Annotated in this window: 19 protein-coding genes; 8 read left to right on the top strand and 11 right to left on the bottom strand. The window is 70.5% G+C overall.

The window, feature by feature from the left end:
• Positions 1-20 precede the first annotated feature (20 nt).
• Entirely contained in the window at positions 21-1,016 is a 996-nt protein-coding gene (locus ACWDR4_RS17110; RefSeq protein ID WP_450409232.1) for an NAD-dependent epimerase/dehydratase family protein, read from the bottom strand.
• An 87-nt stretch (positions 1,017-1,103) separates the two neighbouring features.
• The gene (locus tag ACWDR4_RS17105; protein WP_450409230.1) at positions 1,104-1,355 is read right to left on the bottom strand and encodes a hypothetical protein; all 252 of its coding nucleotides are present in this window, start codon (positions 1,353-1,355) and stop codon (positions 1,104-1,106) included.
• Between the two features lie 251 nt (positions 1,356-1,606).
• On the opposite strand from ACWDR4_RS17105, the gene ACWDR4_RS17100 reads away from it, so the two are divergent.
• Positions 1,607-2,821: a lactonase family protein gene (locus ACWDR4_RS17100; RefSeq protein WP_450409228.1), complete on the top strand. Its 1,215-nt coding sequence runs from the start codon at positions 1,607-1,609 to the stop codon at positions 2,819-2,821.
• 257 nt (positions 2,822-3,078) lie between these two features.
• Here the strand turns inward: ACWDR4_RS17100 and ACWDR4_RS17095 are convergent, their stop codons facing one another.
• The 4 genes from ACWDR4_RS17095 to ACWDR4_RS17080 all read right to left on the bottom strand — a co-directional run bounded on the left by ACWDR4_RS17095 (position 3,079) and on the right by ACWDR4_RS17080 (position 6,550).
• Complete coding sequence (locus ACWDR4_RS17095) at positions 3,079-4,512, bottom strand: flotillin family protein (RefSeq protein ID WP_450409226.1); 1,434 nt, start codon at positions 4,510-4,512, stop codon at positions 3,079-3,081.
• A gap of 116 nt (positions 4,513-4,628) precedes the next feature.
• Positions 4,629-5,144, bottom strand: a complete 516-nt coding sequence (locus ACWDR4_RS17090) for a hypothetical protein (RefSeq protein WP_450409224.1) — start codon at positions 5,142-5,144, stop codon at positions 4,629-4,631.
• A gap of 466 nt (positions 5,145-5,610) precedes the next feature.
• A complete protein-coding gene (locus ACWDR4_RS17085) occupies positions 5,611-6,144 on the bottom strand; it encodes a TerD family protein (protein ID WP_450409223.1) in 534 nt (177 codons plus the stop codon).
• A gap of 214 nt (positions 6,145-6,358) precedes the next feature.
• On the bottom strand, positions 6,359-6,550 hold the full coding sequence (locus tag ACWDR4_RS17080; RefSeq protein WP_450409221.1) for a hypothetical protein: 192 nt from the start codon (positions 6,548-6,550) through the stop codon (positions 6,359-6,361).
• Between the two features lie 23 nt (positions 6,551-6,573).
• Between ACWDR4_RS17080 and ACWDR4_RS17075 the strand changes: the two genes are divergently transcribed.
• The 3 genes from ACWDR4_RS17075 (at position 6,574) to ACWDR4_RS17065 (ending at position 8,317) form a co-directional block, all read left to right on the top strand.
• Entirely contained in the window at positions 6,574-6,801 is a 228-nt protein-coding gene (locus tag ACWDR4_RS17075) for a hypothetical protein (RefSeq protein ID WP_450409220.1), read from the top strand.
• Positions 6,802-7,146: 345 nt separating this feature from the next.
• On the top strand, positions 7,147-7,368 hold the full coding sequence (locus ACWDR4_RS17070; RefSeq protein WP_450409218.1) for a hypothetical protein: 222 nt from the start codon (positions 7,147-7,149) through the stop codon (positions 7,366-7,368).
• A gap of 178 nt (positions 7,369-7,546) precedes the next feature.
• Positions 7,547-8,317, top strand: a complete 771-nt coding sequence (locus ACWDR4_RS17065) for an aminoglycoside phosphotransferase family protein (protein WP_450409216.1) — start codon at positions 7,547-7,549, stop codon at positions 8,315-8,317.
• A gap of 230 nt (positions 8,318-8,547) precedes the next feature.
• Here ACWDR4_RS17065 and ACWDR4_RS17060 read toward each other — a convergent pair whose 3' ends face one another.
• The 3 genes from ACWDR4_RS17060 to ACWDR4_RS17050 all read right to left on the bottom strand — a co-directional run bounded on the left by ACWDR4_RS17060 (position 8,548) and on the right by ACWDR4_RS17050 (position 10,159).
• Complete coding sequence (locus tag ACWDR4_RS17060; protein WP_450409214.1) at positions 8,548-8,841, bottom strand: twin-arginine translocase TatA/TatE family subunit; 294 nt, start codon at positions 8,839-8,841, stop codon at positions 8,548-8,550.
• On the bottom strand, positions 8,825-9,382 hold the full coding sequence (locus tag ACWDR4_RS17055) for a hypothetical protein (protein ID WP_450409212.1): 558 nt from the start codon (positions 9,380-9,382) through the stop codon (positions 8,825-8,827). The genes ACWDR4_RS17060 and ACWDR4_RS17055 overlap by 17 nt, the downstream gene beginning before the upstream one ends.
• Positions 9,383-9,583: 201 nt before the next feature.
• On the bottom strand, positions 9,584-10,159 hold the full coding sequence (locus ACWDR4_RS17050; protein ID WP_450409210.1) for a TerD family protein: 576 nt from the start codon (positions 10,157-10,159) through the stop codon (positions 9,584-9,586).
• A 156-nt stretch (positions 10,160-10,315) separates the two neighbouring features.
• Here ACWDR4_RS17050 and ACWDR4_RS17045 point away from each other — a divergent pair, with 156 nt between their 5' ends.
• Positions 10,316-10,705 carry a BlaI/MecI/CopY family transcriptional regulator gene (locus tag ACWDR4_RS17045; protein ID WP_450409208.1) on the top strand — a complete coding sequence of 130 codons (390 nt, stop codon included), beginning with the start codon at positions 10,316-10,318 and terminating at the stop codon, positions 10,703-10,705.
• 6 nt (positions 10,706-10,711) lie between these two features.
• The gene (locus tag ACWDR4_RS17040) at positions 10,712-11,644 is read left to right on the top strand and encodes a M56 family metallopeptidase (protein ID WP_450409207.1); all 933 of its coding nucleotides are present in this window, start codon (positions 10,712-10,714) and stop codon (positions 11,642-11,644) included.
• A 69-nt stretch (positions 11,645-11,713) separates the two neighbouring features.
• Here ACWDR4_RS17040 and ACWDR4_RS17035 read toward each other — a convergent pair whose 3' ends face one another.
• Both ACWDR4_RS17035 and ACWDR4_RS17030 read right to left on the bottom strand, forming a co-directional pair.
• Complete coding sequence (locus ACWDR4_RS17035; protein ID WP_450409205.1) at positions 11,714-12,169, bottom strand: tellurite resistance TerB family protein; 456 nt, start codon at positions 12,167-12,169, stop codon at positions 11,714-11,716.
• Between the two features lie 91 nt (positions 12,170-12,260).
• Positions 12,261-13,259 carry a sporulation protein gene (locus tag ACWDR4_RS17030; RefSeq protein ID WP_450409203.1) on the bottom strand — a complete coding sequence of 333 codons (999 nt, stop codon included), beginning with the start codon at positions 13,257-13,259 and terminating at the stop codon, positions 12,261-12,263.
• 332 nt (positions 13,260-13,591) lie between these two features.
• Between ACWDR4_RS17030 and ACWDR4_RS17025 the strand changes: the two genes are divergently transcribed.
• Both ACWDR4_RS17025 and ACWDR4_RS17020 read left to right on the top strand, forming a co-directional pair.
• Positions 13,592-14,923, top strand: a complete 1,332-nt coding sequence (locus ACWDR4_RS17025; protein ID WP_450409201.1) for a hemolysin family protein — start codon at positions 13,592-13,594, stop codon at positions 14,921-14,923.
• On the top strand, positions 14,920-15,942 hold the full coding sequence (locus ACWDR4_RS17020) for a hemolysin family protein (protein WP_450409199.1): 1,023 nt from the start codon (positions 14,920-14,922) through the stop codon (positions 15,940-15,942). The genes ACWDR4_RS17025 and ACWDR4_RS17020 overlap by 4 nt, the downstream gene beginning before the upstream one ends.
• Positions 15,943-16,000: the final 58 nt, after the last annotated feature.

Below are 16,000 nucleotides of genomic sequence, written 5' to 3'. Positions count from 1 at the left end.
CGGGCGGCCCCAGCCGGTTGCTACTCCCCGCGCAGTCTCGCCGTCGCGAACTCCCGCATTCCCTCCGCGAACCCGATCTCGGCCTTCCAGCCCAGCTCCGCCCGCAGCCGCGACGAGTCCGCGGTGATGTGGCGTACGTCCCCCAGCCGGTACTCGCCGGTCACCACGGGCTCGGGCCCGCCGTACGCGGCGGCCAGCGCCCGCGCCATCTCGCCGACCGTGTGCGGCTCCCCACTGCCGGTGTTGTACGCGGTCAGCACCCCCGCCCGGGGCTCGGCCTCCAGGGCCGCCACGTTGGCCGCCGCCACATCCCGTACGTGCACGAAGTCCCGCCGCTGCCCGCCGTCCTCGAAGACACGCGGCGCCTCACCGCGCGCGAGCGCGGACCGGAAGAAGGAGGCGACCCCCGCGTACGGGGTGTCGCGCGGCATCCCCGGCCCGTACACGTTGTGGTAGCGCAACGACACCGCCGAACCACCCGTCGATCGCGCCCACGCCGCCGCCAGGTGTTCCTGGGCCAGCTTGGTCGTCGCGTACACGTTCCGGGGGTCGACGGGAGCGTCCTCGCCCACCAGCCCCGGAGCCAACTCCGCACCGCAGCGCGGGCACCGGGGCTCGAACTGCCCCGCGTCGAGATCGGCGACGCCCCGGGGCCCCGGCCGCACGACCCCGTGCCACTCGCACGCGTACCGTCCCTCCCCGTACACCACCATCGACCCGGCGAGCACGAACCGCCGCACCCCCGCGTCGGCCAGGGCGGCGAGCAGCACCGCCGTACCGAGGTCGTTGCGCGACACGTACTCGACCGCGTCGCCGAACCCCGTCCCCAGCCCCACCATCGCCGCCTGATGACACACGGCGTCCACGCCCGGCAGGGCGGAGGCGACGGCCTCGGTATCGCGCACGTCCAGCCCGTCGCGCAGGTCGAACACGACCGCCTCGTGCCCGTGCGCGGTCAGCGCCTCGACGATATGGGACCCGATGAACCCGGCTCCGCCGGTGACCAGTACTCGCATACTCCGAACGCTAGGACCACGGGCCCGCCGCACAGCAGCAGCGCGCCCGTCACGTCACCGCTCCGTAAGACCTGGGCAGCGGCGTCCTCACGCGGTGAGCGGTACGCCGTGCTCGTCGGCGAAGACGCGTCGGCACCGGCCGACGCAGAGGCCGTGGAGGATGCCGTCGTACTCCGGGGTGAGGCCGGTGGCCGCGAGGTCCACGGTCGTGCCGCGGACCGGGTCGATGACGTGGCCCCGGCGGGAGGTTTTCGGCGGACCTCCCGGCGCGGGTGTCGCGGTGCGGACCGGTGAGGTGCCGGACGAGGAGCAGGCTTCCCATGGGGCGGCCGTATGCATAGAGGTTGTCTTCCGCGATGCCGACGATGTGTATGCATGCGTGCAGTTCGTGCCGGAGCCGGCCGGGGTCGCGCCCGCGACGGTCTCGGCCTCCGTGAGGGGCCTGGGTGAGGCGGTTTACGGCGTGGGCGCCGGAAAGGTCTTACGAGACTCTGACGCGGCAGCCGAACACCTTGGCCCCGTCCGCCACTCGGGCAACTCTGGTTCTGCCCGCCGCCGATGTGTGGTGGCGAAGATCCGAGGAGCAACGCATGAGCAGGCACACCAGGCGCAGGTCGGCGTTACAGGTACGGCTGACCCTCGCGGGCGCGGGAGTACTCGTCGCTGCGGCGGCTGCCACGACCGTGACCGTCGCCTCGGCCGGGGAGACCGCCCGGAGAGACACGGGGTCGGGGAAGACCGGGGCCGACCATGCCGTCTTCGTGCAGGGCAACGAACTGGACGGCAACAGCATCCGAGTCTTCGAACGGGGCGACGACGGTGCGCTGAGCGCCGCAGGCAGCTACGCGACCGGGGGCAAGGGCGGCGACCAGGTCGACGCGCCCACCGACTCGCTCGCCTCCCAGGGCTCGCTCGTCTACGACGATCGGTCGGGGCTGCTCCTGGCGGTCAACGCGGGCAGCGGCACCGTGACCTCGTTCCGGGTCGAGGGCCGGAAGCTGACGGGCCGCCGGGTGGTGGACTCGGGCGGAGACTTCCCCGCCTCGATCGCCGTGTCGGGCAGACTCGCCTACGTCATGAACGCGGGCGGAGCGGGCAGTGTCCAGGGCTTCCGGATCACAGCCAAGGGGCTGGTGCCGCTGGACGGTTCGTCCCGCTCGCTGGGGCTGGACAACGAGAAGGTGCCGCTGTTCAGCAGCTCGCCCGGCCAGGTCGCGTTCACGCCGGACGGCCGTGCGCTGGTCGTCACCACCAAGTCGGCGAACACCGTCGAGGTCTTCCCGATGCGGGCCGACGGACGTCCCGCACATCGGCCGGTGGTCAACGACTCGGCGGGTGGCGTGCCGTTCGCGATCACCTTCGACAAGGGCGGCCGGATGCTGGTGGCCGAGGCCGAGAAATCGACGGTCAGCACGTACAAGGTGCGCGCCGACGGAACCCTCAAGGTCCTCCAGCAGCCCCTGCCCAACGGCCAGAACACGCTGTGCTGGCTGGAGCGCGCCGGTGACTTCCTCTACGGCGGCAACACCGGCAACTCCACCGTCACCGGCTACCGCACCGACCGGCACGGAAAGCTCGCGCTCACCAACGACGTCGGCATCGCCACCCCGCCCTCGGCCATGTCACAGGGCGTGATCGACCTGGCGGTGACCAGCGACGAGAAGTTCCTGTACGTGCAGAACGCCCTCTCCGGCACGGTCGACGGCTTCCGCGTCGGCAGGAACGGCTCGCTCACCAAGGTCACCACCGTCACAGGACTGCCCTCCTTCGCCGAGTCCGGCATGGAGGGCATCGTCGCGGTGTAAGGGAAAGCGGCCACCGCGGCCCGACGCCCCGGACGCCCTCGTCCGGGGCGTCACGCGTGTGAGCGTTCGTGCAGACAGTGTCCGGCGGCGGCGTTGAGGCGGAGGACGGGGACGGCTCGCCCCACCCCTGCGCCCGGCCGGCCGAGCGGCCGCAAGGCGTTCGCGGCCGCTCGCCGGGTCCCGCACACGCCGACAGCTGTCCTTGAAGCCCGGGCGGTTCACGGCCGCCCGGGCTCACGCCACTGCCTGCGGCGACGTCAGCCGGTGATCTCGATCTTGCCGTTCGCCTCGGCGGACGCCGCGGCCTCGGGCTGCGAACCGCCGGCCCGCTGGGTGAGGTTCTTCAGCAGCTCGGCGAGGTCGACTCCGGTGGTGGAGCTGAGGAGTTCGACGCCCTGGGCGACGTTGTCGGCGACCGTGCGGGAGAGCTGCGAGGCGCCGTCGGTGGAGATGACCGTCATCTTGTCGATGGCGCTGAGCGGCTCGGACGCCTTGGCGACGACCTGGGGCAGGACCTCGACGAGCATCTGCAGCACGGCCGCGTCGCCGTACTGGGCGAACGCGTCCGCCTTCTTCCGCATGGCCTCGGCCTCGGCGGCGCCCTTCGCGCCGATCGCGGCGGCCTCGGCCTCCCCCTCGATGCGTACGGCGTCGGCGAGCGCGGCGCGGTGCGCCTTCTCGCCCTCACCGGTCAGCCGGGACCGCTGGGCGTCCGCCTCGGCCTCCTTGACCTGCGCGATGCGCCGGGCCTCGGCCTCCTGCTCGGCCTGGTAGCGGGCGGCGTCGGCGGGCTTGCGGACCTTGGTGTCCAACTCCCGGTCGGTCAGCGCCGCCTGGCGCTCGGCGACCTTCTCCTGCTCGGCGAGCACCTGCTGGCGCCGGTCCGCCTCGGCGAGCGGACCGGCCGCCGCCGCACGGGCCGCGGCCTCATCGGTCTCGGCCTTGATCTCGGCCTGCTTCAGCGCGAACGTCCGCTGTGCGATGGCGATCTCCTCCTCGGCCTTCAGCCGGGCCTGCTCGGCGGCACGACGGGCGACGGCCTCGGCGATGTCGGCTTCCTGCTTGGCGCGGGCGGCCTCGGGGCGGCCGAGGTCCTCCAGGTAGGAGCCCTCGGTGGTGATGTCCTGGATCTGGAAGGCATCCAGCACCAGGCCCTGCCCGGACAGGCTCGCCTCGGCCTCCTCGGCGACCTGCCCGGCGAACACGGCCCGGTCGCGGATGATGTCCTCCACCGACATCCGGCCGACGATGGCGCGCAGTGCGCCGGAGAGCACTTCCTGGGTGAAGCCGACGATGCCGTCCTGCTGCATCAGGAACCGCTGGGCGGCGGCGCGGATGGAGTCCTCGCTGCCGCCGACCTTGACGATGGCGACGCCTTCCAGGTGCGCCTTGACACCGCGCAGCGTGACCGCGCCGCGGACCGCGACCGGGATGTGCCGCGAGGACAGGTCGAGGGTGAACTTCTGCTGTACGAACGGCACGACGAACACGCCGCCGCCGACCACGACCTTCTGCCCGCTGTTGTCGGTGAAGACACGGCCGGTCTCCGGATCGGTGGCCGTCTTGCCGCGCCGCCCGGTGACGATGAACGCCTGGCTCGGACCGGCGACCTTGTAGCGCGTGACGACGACCAGCGCCAGCAGGACGAGGAGTACGACGACTCCTATGACGGCGACAACGACTGAACTCATGGCGAATTCCCCTCAGCCCTCCCAGAGGACGGCGGATCGATACAGGTACGGGTAAAGGAACATGTGGAACAGGCACCGGAGGGCGGTGCGAAGAGAGCGGCGGCGGTGCGGTTCGGTCAGCGCTCCACGGGGCGTACGAACACCGCTGTCTGAGACAGGGTCCCCTCCACCCAGACCTCGGCCCCCCGGGCCACCGGGGCCGGGCTCTTCGCGGCGAGCTTCACACGCTGCCCGGCCAGGTGGACCAGCACCTCGCCGTAGCCGTCGGCCGGAATCGCCGTGACCACGGATCCGGAGGCGCCGAGCAGATCTTCGTCGCGCGGAGCCGCACCGGACCGGTCGCCCAGCAGCACCCGGCTGAGGCGGTACACGAGCCAGCCTGTTGCCAGCCCGGTCGGCGTGCCGATCGCGGTCGCACCGACCGCGCCCACGCCCACGGTGCCCATGGCGATCGCACCGGAGAAGCCGAGCATGGACACGAATCCGGCGATGACCGGCAGCGACAGCAGCCCGTCGAAGAGACCGTCCAGCACGCCGACGCCGTCGAAGAGTCCTTCGAGTACGCCGTCGAAGACGAGGGACAGCGCCAGGAGAACGATCCCCGCGATGCCGAGACCCAGAAACCAGCCCATCCGCCCCCACCGCCTCTCGTCCGCATCACCATGCCGCTGGGTGCCATGCTCACATGTTCGAGACGGCATCGGCATTGCCTGATCCCGGCAATCTTTACGTGTTTTTGATGCCGGACCCTGCACCGCCCGACCCGCTCCCGATCCGGGCGATCGGCCTCAAGCTCGCCTTCGGGGTGCCGTGGGAGGTTGCCGGAGGACGACGCAACCCGCCACAGCCCCACGGTGTCACGCGGGCCACATCTTTCAAAAATCAAGCAAGTTTCACGAGATCCGCATAAAAATCGGGTTGGGTGCTATGCCCGCCTGGCTTCGTTGCCCCCGTCGACGAGGCCGATCCGGCTTGATGCCCGCGAGTCCCTCGCTGGACGGAGCCGCCCCCGCCCCGCCACTCTTTCACCGGGTGGCGGGGCGCAGAATGCCCCGCCCGGCGCGGCGGCCGGCCAAGGCTCCGCGCACGGCTGCCCGGTCAGGGCTGCGGGGCGGAGCCCATCTCCGCGCTGAAGACCACCGGTTCGCTGTCGAACCCCCGGACCATCTCGTGGAACTCCCACGTTCCGGCGGCGTTCCTGGTGAACTCCGCGACGGTCCCGGCGGTGGATCCCTCGATCTGCGCGAAGTCGTCCTTCAACAGCTCCGTGTACCCCTCGGCGACCAGTACTCCGGCGTTCGAGATGTCGCCGAAAGTCTTGGGGCCGGTGTTCTGGTGGATCGCCACCCCCACGACCACGCGTGCGAAGGAGGGCGCGAGGCGGTCGAGTTCCAGGGTCATCGCTTCGACGTAGCCGAAACCCTGGCCGGTCTGGCTGTGCCTGCTCATGTTGATGGTGCCGTCCGGCGAGCGGCTGTCGAAGTGGACGACATATACCGGCCGCCCGTAGAGGGCGTCGGCCGAGTAGGTCGCGGCGATGATGTCGAGATGATGAGGCGGCCGATTCAAGGGACTCGGGTCCCACTTGAGCCGCACCTCGACCTTCCTCAGCCCCTTACTGCCGCTGTTCACAGGATTGCTGCCCCTCCCGCTTTCAAGCCACCACGGGACGATCCCCGCATGTCAAGTATGGCTTGCGGTAACCCCGTTGAAGCCCTGCAGAACTCCGATTCGGTTCTCGGCAGGACTTGCCCACAAGCTGTGGATCACAAGAGCTGTGTCCACAGCCGGTCACCCCGCGTTGCCCGTGGAGCTGCCGCATTCGGAGTTTCACGCCCACGAGCGGCTACGTCAGGTAGGCGATGATGATGCTCTTGCCGGACTGCTGGGTCGCACGGACGTGTACCTGATGGCTGCCCAAGGCCGGAGTGGCCTTGTCGGAGGTGGCGTTGCCTGCCGCCGTGGCGGTCGTCCCGCCGTCGACGCCCGGCTCGCACTTCGTGATCAGCGAAGAGGGTCCGGCAGCCGACCAGTTCACCGTGATGCCGACCTTGGCTGATCGTGCCTGGCAGGCCGGACCCGGTGATGGCCTTGATCGCCAGACCGGTCACCGGGCTCGGTGAGACGACCACGACCACGACCGGGACCGTACCGGCAGTCGGCACCGCCTATGTCGGCAGTGAGGGCAACATCAACCTGAACGGCACCTGGACGTCGGTCACGCGGACCTCGACCGACGAGGCACTCGCGGTGGTCTACGGCGGCACCCGCGTGGTCATCCGGCCCTGACGGCCCTGAGGAAAGTCGGGGGCTGGAAACGGAGCGTCAAGCCCCGCGTTCAGCCCCCGCCCCCCGCTTGCCTTGTTCACCCCTGACGTCCACACGGCTGATGTGGCGTGCGATCTTGCCGCAGGACGGCAGTCCGGCATACGCGGACCATGCTGGAAACAGGCATGCCGACCGGGCGACCGACCGTTGCTAAATGGCGTCGTTGACGGAAAGGGGCGACGCGGTGGACGAGGCGAGGCCAGTGACGTGGAGTGAGACGGCCTGGATCCTGGTGTGGTGCTCGGCGGTGTGCGCTGCCGGCTGGGCCGTGCTCACCCTGCTGGGGAACGACAACTGCCTGTCGCCGTGCCGGTCGGAATGCTCCTGATCCAGTGGTTCTGGGCCCGGCACCGCTACTGGGGCGCCGGCGTGATGGCGGGGCTCAGCGGATCGACAGTGCTGTTCGCTCTGGTCGACGTGGTTCAGCCACACCTGGACAAGCTGCTCGCAGACGCCCTGGCCACCGAGGTGGCAACCGTGGTCGCGCTCGTCGTCTTCACCGGCTGCAGCCGCGTACGGAGGACCTGATATGGCCTACACCATCCAGTCCTTGGCCGGATCCAGCACCGGGGCCCGCGGCTTGGGCGTCTTGCGCGGCGGCGCCACCGCCGACAGCGGCCATTTGTCGGGGAGGTAACTGACCGCCATTCGTCGCTGACGGTAATCGAGGTGCCGCCAGCTGGGGTGGCTGGGTAGCGTGAATCGGGTGGCCAGTGAGGAAGTGATGCAGGACGGTGTCCATCGTCGGGTGGTGCGGATCGGTGACACTGTCCGCAGGCCCGCCCAGCCGTGGACACCCAGCGTCCACGCGCTACTGCGGCACCTGGAGGAGGTCGGCTTCGCCTATGCGCCCCGCCCCCTGGGATTCGACGAGGAAGGGCGGGAAGCCGTGTCCTTCATCGAGGGTGACTCCGGGTCCGCGGGCTGGGCCAAGGTGGTGGATGACAAGGGCCTGAGGAACTTCGCCCGGCTGCTGCGTGACTACCACGACGCCTGTGCCGGCTTCTCGCCCCCGCCGGGCGCGATCTGGTCCGTAGGCGCGGGCGGCTCCGGCCACGACGAGGTCGTCTGCCATGGGGACTTCGGCCCCTGGAACGTCGTGTGGCGGGGCGACCAGCCGGTGGGAATCATCGACTGGGACTTCGCCCGCCCGGCACTGCGGGTGCACGACGTGGCCTACGCGCTGGAGTACGTCGCCCCGTTCCGCGACGACGCCGAGTGCCTGCGCTGGCTGCGCTACCCGGCGGCGCCCGACCGCCGTCGGCGGCTGGAGATTTTCTGTACCGCGTACGGCCTTGACTCGGCTGCTGGGATCGTCAGCTCCGTCATTGGCAGACAGCAGGACAACGCCGACCTCGTGGGTCGGCTGGCCGAGCAGGGCCATGAGCCCCAAGCCACCTGGGTAGCCGACGGGCTCCTGACTGAACTCGACGACAGGATCGCCTGGAGCAGAGCACACCGGCATCTGTTCGAGTAGCCGGTTCGCTCGTCACCGACCGTGCTTCTGGCCGTCTGTCGGGAGCCATGTCCGGCCGTCCCTGGGAATTCCTCCTGGCCGCTGTAACGGGCCCTGACCTATGTCGTCGCTGCCGTCATGTTTCCTGGCGGTCGTCGGGACCCGGTACTTCCGGCGTGGCCCGCTGGAGTACCTGCTCCACGCCGCGACGCGCAGCGCGGGGCGCATCAAGTGACGCCCGACTTCTGCCGTCAGGTATTCCGCGCCGGCGCGCTGCTCTCAGGGCCCGGTCGCTCGGGTTCAGTGGCGGGGGCGGGCGTGCCGGTGCCCGGAGCGGCTGTCTCGCCCTGGATGACCAGGGGAGCCGAGCCCGCCTCCGCGCCCTCTCCCTCCTTCGCCTTCTCCATGTCCTTCATGGCACGGGCCTCGGCCTTGAGGATGCGGGCCGACTTGCCTGCCGAGCGCGCCAGTTCAGGGAGTTTCTTGGCGGCGAGGACGGCTATGACGACGATGAGGATGACGGCCAGTTCACTCAGTCCGAACATGGGGTCCTGTCCTTGGGGAGGGCCAGCGGGCGGGGCGGTCGGTGGGACGAGCGTGCGCGGGGATGGGATTCGCCTCCGCCGTACCGAGGGACGGGTCCTCGGCGACGTATCGGCGCAGGTGTGGCACCAATGCCTGGTCCAGCAGCGCCTGATGCCAGGACAGCCGGGCCCGCTCCACCCGCTCGGCGGTCGGCGGGCCACTGCGCTCACGCACCGCTGTCCGCAGCAGGGCCGCGAGCGCCACGAGAGTGCTCAGCGCCGTGACGAGCGTCAGCACCCAGCCGGCGGTCACCAGCGACGGCGTCAAGTCGCCTGTCGTGCCAGCGAGTTGGAGCGTGTAGCCGAGCAGGAGCAGTGCTGCGGCGGACACGGCGGCCACAACCGGCGTGAGCACGGCGAGTGCGGGCAGCAGGGTGCCGCGGCTCGTCGACGGGCCTGTCGGGCCGTGCCGGGCAGCCGCCCGCAGGGCGAGGTGGGCGGCGTACTCCCTCCCCGTCACCGCCGTGATCTCGTCGGCGGTGTCGAGGGCCCGTTCCCGCACTCGGACCGCTGTCTGGCCGGTGGGGTCGGTGAGCAGGTCCTTCCGATGACGGCGCTGCTCATCGCCAGCCGCAGTATCGCTTCGAAGTCGGGTCGGTCCTCGGGGCGGAGGCGAGTCGGGTCGGCCACGTGGTCTCCCGGTGGGTCGGCCACCGGACCCGACCCCTGAGAGGGGGAGGCCCGGCAGCGCGTGTCGGCCTGGTCAGATGCTGACGCCGAAGTCGGAGGCGATCCCGGCCAGTCCGGAGGCGTACCCCTGGCCGACCGCGCGGAACTTCCACTCGGCGCCGCCCCGGTACAGCTCGCCGAAGACCATCGCCGTCTCGGAGGAGGCGTCCTCGGACAGGTCGTAACGCGCGATCTCCTGCCCGCCCGCCTGGTTGACGACCCGGATGAAGGCACCCCGGACCTGGCCGAAGCTCTGGCCGCGGTTGTCGGCGTCGTGGATGGAGACAGGGAAGACGATCCGGTCGACCTCGGCGGGTACGCCCGCCAGGTTCACCTTGATCGACTCGTCGTCGCCCTCGCCCTCGCCGGTGAGGTTGTCCCCGGTGTGCTCGACGGACCCGTCCGGGCTGGTGAGGTTGTTGTAGAAGACGAAGTGCCCGTCCGAGAGGACCTTGCCGGAGACGTCCAGGAGCAGGGCGGAGGCGTCGAGGTCGAAGTCGGTGCCGGTGGTCGTCCGGACGTCCCAGCCCAGGCCGACCAGGACAGCGGTCAAGCCCGGCGCCTGCTTGCTGAGCGAGACGTTGCCGCCCTTGGACAGGGAAACTCCCACTGTTTTCCTCCTGGTTGAGATCCTGCGGTGCGGTTGCACCCGACGATAATCTACATCACTGTAGAAATGGTACGGGGTGTGATGCGGGCGCGAGGCCCAGGGTGTCCTTACGATGGAGCGCTCATGAAGTACGCGGCAGCGGAAGGGAGACAGGGCGTGACGGATCACCGGCAGCGTCCCCGGCGACGGGGGCAGGGCGAGTTGGAGGCGCTGGTGCTGTCCGCGCTGCGGGAGGCGGACGGGCCCGCGACGGCCGGCTGGGTCCAGGAGCGCCTGGGGAGTGGCCTCGCCTATACGACCGTCATCACGATCCTCACCCGGCTGCTGGCCAAGGGTGCGGTCACCCGCGAACGGGCGGGCCGGTCCTTCGCGTGGCTGCCCGTGGCGGACCAGGCCGGCCTGGCCGCCCACAAGATGCGCCGGGTGCTGGACAACGAGGGAGACCGGCAGGCCGTACTGGCCAGTTTCGTCACCGGCCTCGGTCCCGACGACGAACGGCTGCTGCGCGAACTTCTGGGCCGGTCCCGCGACGGAGGGGAAGACTGACACCCGATGGGGGTCTTCGTTTTTCTGCCGCTGATACTGCCGTTGACGGCGTGGCCGGTCGCCCGCCTCGCCGAGCAGCATCTCCATCCGCGTACCGCGACCCGGCTGCTGACCGGTGTGGCCGCGGTGATGGCCGTGTGCAGCACGGTGTGCCTGGCGCTGCTCATGGTGGTCGGCACCGCTCAGCTCCCAGGCAACCCGCTGCCCGACGGCTGGTCGGACCCCGAGGTGCGCGAGGCCGTCCCGTATGACGAGGTCGCCGGCAAGGTGGCCATCCCCGCTCTGTGTGTGGTGGCCCTGGCCTGCGGTCAGACGCTGTGGCGGCACCGCCGGGTACGCCGTCGAGCGCACCGGGCCCTTGCCGGACTGCCGGGTATGGAGGTCGCGGTCCTGCCCGACAAGGTGCCCTACGCGTACGCGCTGCCCGGCGGTCGCCGCGACCGGATCGTCGTGACCACCGCACTGCTCGACTCCCTGGAACCGGCTGAGCGCCGCGCCCTGTTCGCCCACGAGCGCGCCCACCTCACCGCCCGCCACCACCGCCACCTGCTCGCCGTGCACCTGGCCGCGCGCGCCAACCCGTTCCTGCGACCCCTGCGTACGGCGGTGTCGTACACGGCGGAGCGCTGGGCCGACGAGGACGCGGCCCAGGCCGTCGGCAGCCGTCGAACCGTGGCGCGGGCGATCGGCAGGGCCGCGCTGGTCTCCCACGGCGCACCACCGGCCACGCTCGCCGGCTTCGCCGCGCCGGGGCCCGTGCCGCGCAGGGTGGCGGCCCTGCTCGGACCCGCACCGACCGGACGCCGCTGGCCGTCGGTGTTCACCACTGTCGGCCTGGCGACATGGGGTGCGGCGGCGGGTACGGCCGTATCGGCGATGTCGTCCGCGAACTCCGCCGTGACCATGATCTTCATCCTCCACGCGGCCACGCCCCTCTGACCCGCCGGGCGACGGCGGGTCAGGCGCTGTCGGTGGGGAAGCGCGCCTGCCGGGTGTGGTCCGTGCTGCTCAGAGGTCGAACTCGTGCGGCGGCAGGTCCAGCGTGAAGCACGCTTCACGTACGACGGCCTGCTCGGTCTTGTCGAAGTCGCCGTCCGCGCCGCCGATGACGATGCCGATCTGGATGACGGCACGGGCCTCGGCGGGCTTCTTCTTCGCCTTGGCGACCTCCTGCAACACGCTCACCTTGCCGAAGGCGAAATCGGCGGTCAGCTTGTTGAGGTTCTCGTCGAAGCGCCGCTGCAGATCCATGGCATCGAAGTTCTGCAACACCTCGTTGGTGGCGATCAGCTGCGCCACCCGCTGGCGCTCAGCGGGGTCGATGGAGCCGTCGGCGGCGGCGACCAGGGCGCACATCGCCATGCTCGCGTCGCGGAAGGCGCCGCTCTTGAGATCATTCTTCTTCGCCATGAGCTGGGTCTGCATCGTCGATGCAGACTCCTTGAAGCGGTCCCACAGGGCCATGAAAACTCCAGAGAGTCGAAATGCGAAACGGATCAAGGTCTACAGCAACGTAGAAACTACCCGCCGGTCGGATAAGTTCCGGCGAGCCTCGTCACTCCTCCTCCTCTTCCTCGTCGCCCTCGAAGAAGTCGCCGACCTCGTCCACGACTTCGGCCGCCACCATGCCGCCTACCACACCGACGGCGAGGCCGGCCGCGCCCGCCGCGACGACGGTGCCCATGCCGGGGCCGGAACGGTGGTCGTCGGGCCCGTGGTGTCCGCCGTGGCCGTGGCCGGCGTACGGGTCGCCATGGCCGTAGGCGCCCTGGTGAGAGCCGTACGAGGCCCGGTGCTCGACCAACTGGCGGATCCAGCCGTCGACTTCGGTGTTCCAGTCGCGGACGTCGTGGTGGCCGACCGTGAACCGGGTGACTGTGTCATGGCCCTCGGAGAAGAAGCCGCCGCGCTTGTCGGCCTCCAGAACCACCTCCATGCCGCCCGGGCCCGCGAGGAAGGTCAGCTCGATCTCGTTGACCTGGTGGGCGTACTGCGGGGCCGGGGTGAGCTCGATCTCCTGGTAGAAGGGGAGCTGCTGACCGGTGCCGCGAATGCGTCCGTATTCGAGGTCGGCCGACTTGAAGCCGAACCCGAGCTGGCCGAGGGCTTCGAGGATCGCCTCCTGGGCGGGGAGCGGTGCGATGCTCAGCTGGTCCAGGTCACCCTTGTCCTTCGCGCCGGCCACCGACAGCTCGGTGCGCACACCGAGGACGATGCCCAGCCCCTGCCCGTACAGCTCGGTGACGGGCGTCTCCCACGGCAGCACCACGGTGAAGGGCACGCTGCGCAGCTCGCCCTCGCCGAGCCGGAAGCCGCCGCCGACGGTGAAGCGGTCGAAGACGACGACGCCCTCGCTCTCACCCTCCTCGTGCTCGGCCTCGACCCGTGCCACCAGTTCCAGGGTGATGTGGTCGATGTCGAAGTCGGCGTTGCCGCCCTTGAGATGGACCTGGCCGGTGAGTGCAGAGCCCGGCCGGGCAGGGGCGGGGTCGAGGACCGTGTCGACCGTGGGGCCGCCCACGCCGAGCGAGCCGAGCAGTCGTTTGAACACCATTGGGGCGTTCACTCCTTCACATGCGTTCGTACGTTCCGGGCCGAGGCCCTTCTACAGTCGAGTAGAAGCATAGGGTCGGAGGAGCGAGGGAAGGTCGTGCTCCAGGCCCGTGGCGCGGGAACGGCCGAAAACCGGTTCCCGGTATCCCGCGAAGGCGATGCTTTGCGGCTCCTTTACAGTGGGTGTAGAAGCGAATGACCTCTTTCCACTCCCTGGTCCCTGGCTTTCCGCCGTACCCGTGTCATCAGAAGGAGCGTTGGTCATCCAATGGGTGAGCCTCCCAGTACCGGCCGTGCCGTGTCCCGCTGCTATGAGGGAGCGGGGGTGGCACGGTGACCGAGGTCCTGCTGCTCCTGGTGGCCCTTCTCCTCACGCTGATCTGTGCCGTGTTCGTCGCGGCCGAGTTCTCGCTGACCACCGTCGAGCGCTCGGACCTGGAGCGGGCCGCCGAGGCGGGTGAGCGCGGCGCCGAGGGCGCGCTGAAGGCCGTACGCCGTCTGACCTTTCAGCTCTCCGGTGCCCAGCTCGGCATCACTGTCACCTCGCTGGTGATCGGCATGCTCGCAGAGCCGTCGCTCGCGGCGCTGCTGCGCGGTCCGCTGGAGGCGGCCGGCCTGGGCGGGGCCGCATCGGCCGTGGCGACCGTGCTGGGCGTGATCGTCTCCACGGTCGTCCTGATGGTCGTCGGTGAGCTGGTGCCCAAGAACTGGGCGATCTCCCGGCCGCTGGCCGTCGCCAAGGTGGTCGCGGGTCCTCAGCGTGGCTTCACCGCCGCCTTCGGCCCGTTCATCCGGCACCTCAACAGCATCGCGAACCGTTTCGTACGCCGCCTCGGTCTGGAGCCCGCCGAGGAGCTTGCCTCCGCCCGCAGCCCCGAGGAACTGGTCGCGCTGGCCCGGCACTCGGCCGCCCAGGGCGCCCTGGAGGCGGACTCCGCCGAACTGTTCGTCCGCACCCTGCACCTGGGCGAACTGACCGCCGAGAACGTGATGACCCCGCGTGTCGACGTGAAGGCCCTGGAAACGCACGCCACGGCCGCCGACGCCGCGAACCTCACCCACGCCACCGGCCTGTCCCGCTTCCCCGTCTACCGCGACAGCCTCGACGAGGTCATCGGCACCGTCCACATCCGCGACGTCCTCGCGCTCGACCCGCAGAAACGGGCGACCACCCTCGTCACCGAGCTGGCCACCGAGCCCCTGCTGGTGCCCGACAGCCTCACCGCCGACCGGCTGCTGGAGCGCCTGCGGGCCACCCGCACGATGGCCGTGGTCATCGACGAGTACGGCGGTACGGCGGGCGTGGCGACGATGGAGGACATTGTCGAAGAGGTCGTCGGCGAGGTCCGCGACGAGCACGACCCCGTCGAGGCACCCGACCTGCTGCCCGTCCCGGCGGCGGACGACGGCCGCGAGGCGTGGGAGGCGGACGGCGGAGTGCGTCTCGACCAGCTCGCCGGCATAGGACTGACGGCGCCCGAGGGCCCGTACGAGACCGTCGCCGGCCTCATCGCCACCCGCCTGGCCCGTATACCCGCCAAGGGTGACGCCCTCGACCTGGACGGCTGGCAGCTGGACGTCCTCGACGTCGACCACCACCACGCCCACCGCGTCCGCATCGTCGCACCGGCACGACCCGTCCAGGTTGCGGAGGAGGCCCGATGACCGCGCTGCAGCTCACCATCGGCGCTCTGACCCTGCTGACCAACGCCTTCTTCGTCGGCGGCGAGTTCGCCCTGATCTCCGTGCGCCGCAGCCAGATCGAACCGCGCGCCCAGGAAGGCAACAAGCGGGCCCGCATGACCCTGTGGGGCCTTCAGCACCTCTCCGCGATGATGGCCACGGCCCAGCTCGGCATCACCGCCTCCTCGCTGGTTCTCGGCGCGGTCGCCGAACCGGCCATCGCACACCTGCTGGAACCCGCCTTCGACACGGTCCACCTCCCGGACGGCCTGGTGCACCCGGTCGCCTTCGTGATCGCGCTGACCGTGGCGACGTATCTGCACATGCTGATCGGCGAGATGGTCCCCAAGAACATCGCGCTCGCCGCGCCCGTTCCGACCGCGCTGCTGCTCGGCCCGCCCCTGGTGGCCCTCACCCAGGCCGTCCGACCGGTGATCTTCGGTATCAACGCCTTCGCGAACGCCCTGTTGAAGCTGCTGCGCGTCGAGCCGAAGGACGAGATCGAGTCGGTCTTCACCGACGACCAGCTCGCCCGCATGGTCCTCGACTCCCGCCAGGCCGGCCTGCTGTCGTCCGCCGACGGGGAGCGGCTGCGCGACGCGCTGGAACTCGGCACGCGCCCCGTGGGCGAGATCCTCGTCCCGGCGCAGAAGATGCGCACGGTCGACGCCTCCATCACTCCGGCCCGCCTGGAGCGGACCGCCGCCGACGCCGGGTACTCCCGCTTCCCGGTCACCGGCGCGGACGGCGCCCTGCTGGGCTACCTGCACATCAAGGACACCCTCGGCGTGGCCGACCGGGACCGCCCCTTCCCGTCCGCCGCCCTGCACCCGGTCACCCGGGTGCGCATCGACACTCCGCTGGACGACGCGCTGACCGCCCTGCGCGGCGAGGGCAGCCATCTCGCGGCGGTCCTGGGGGAGCAGGGCACGGTGATCGGCTTCGTGACCATGGAGGACGTCCTGTCCGAACTGGTCGGGCCGGCGCCCGGTCGCGGGTGAGCGGCCCCCGCCGTGCCCGGAACGTGGATGCGGTCAGAATCGTTGCCAAGGCGAACGT

This window comes from Streptomyces sp. NPDC000878, assembly GCF_053599695.1.
The sequence above is the reverse complement of the archived record's forward strand: the minus strand, read 5'-3'. Positions and strand labels throughout refer to the sequence as shown.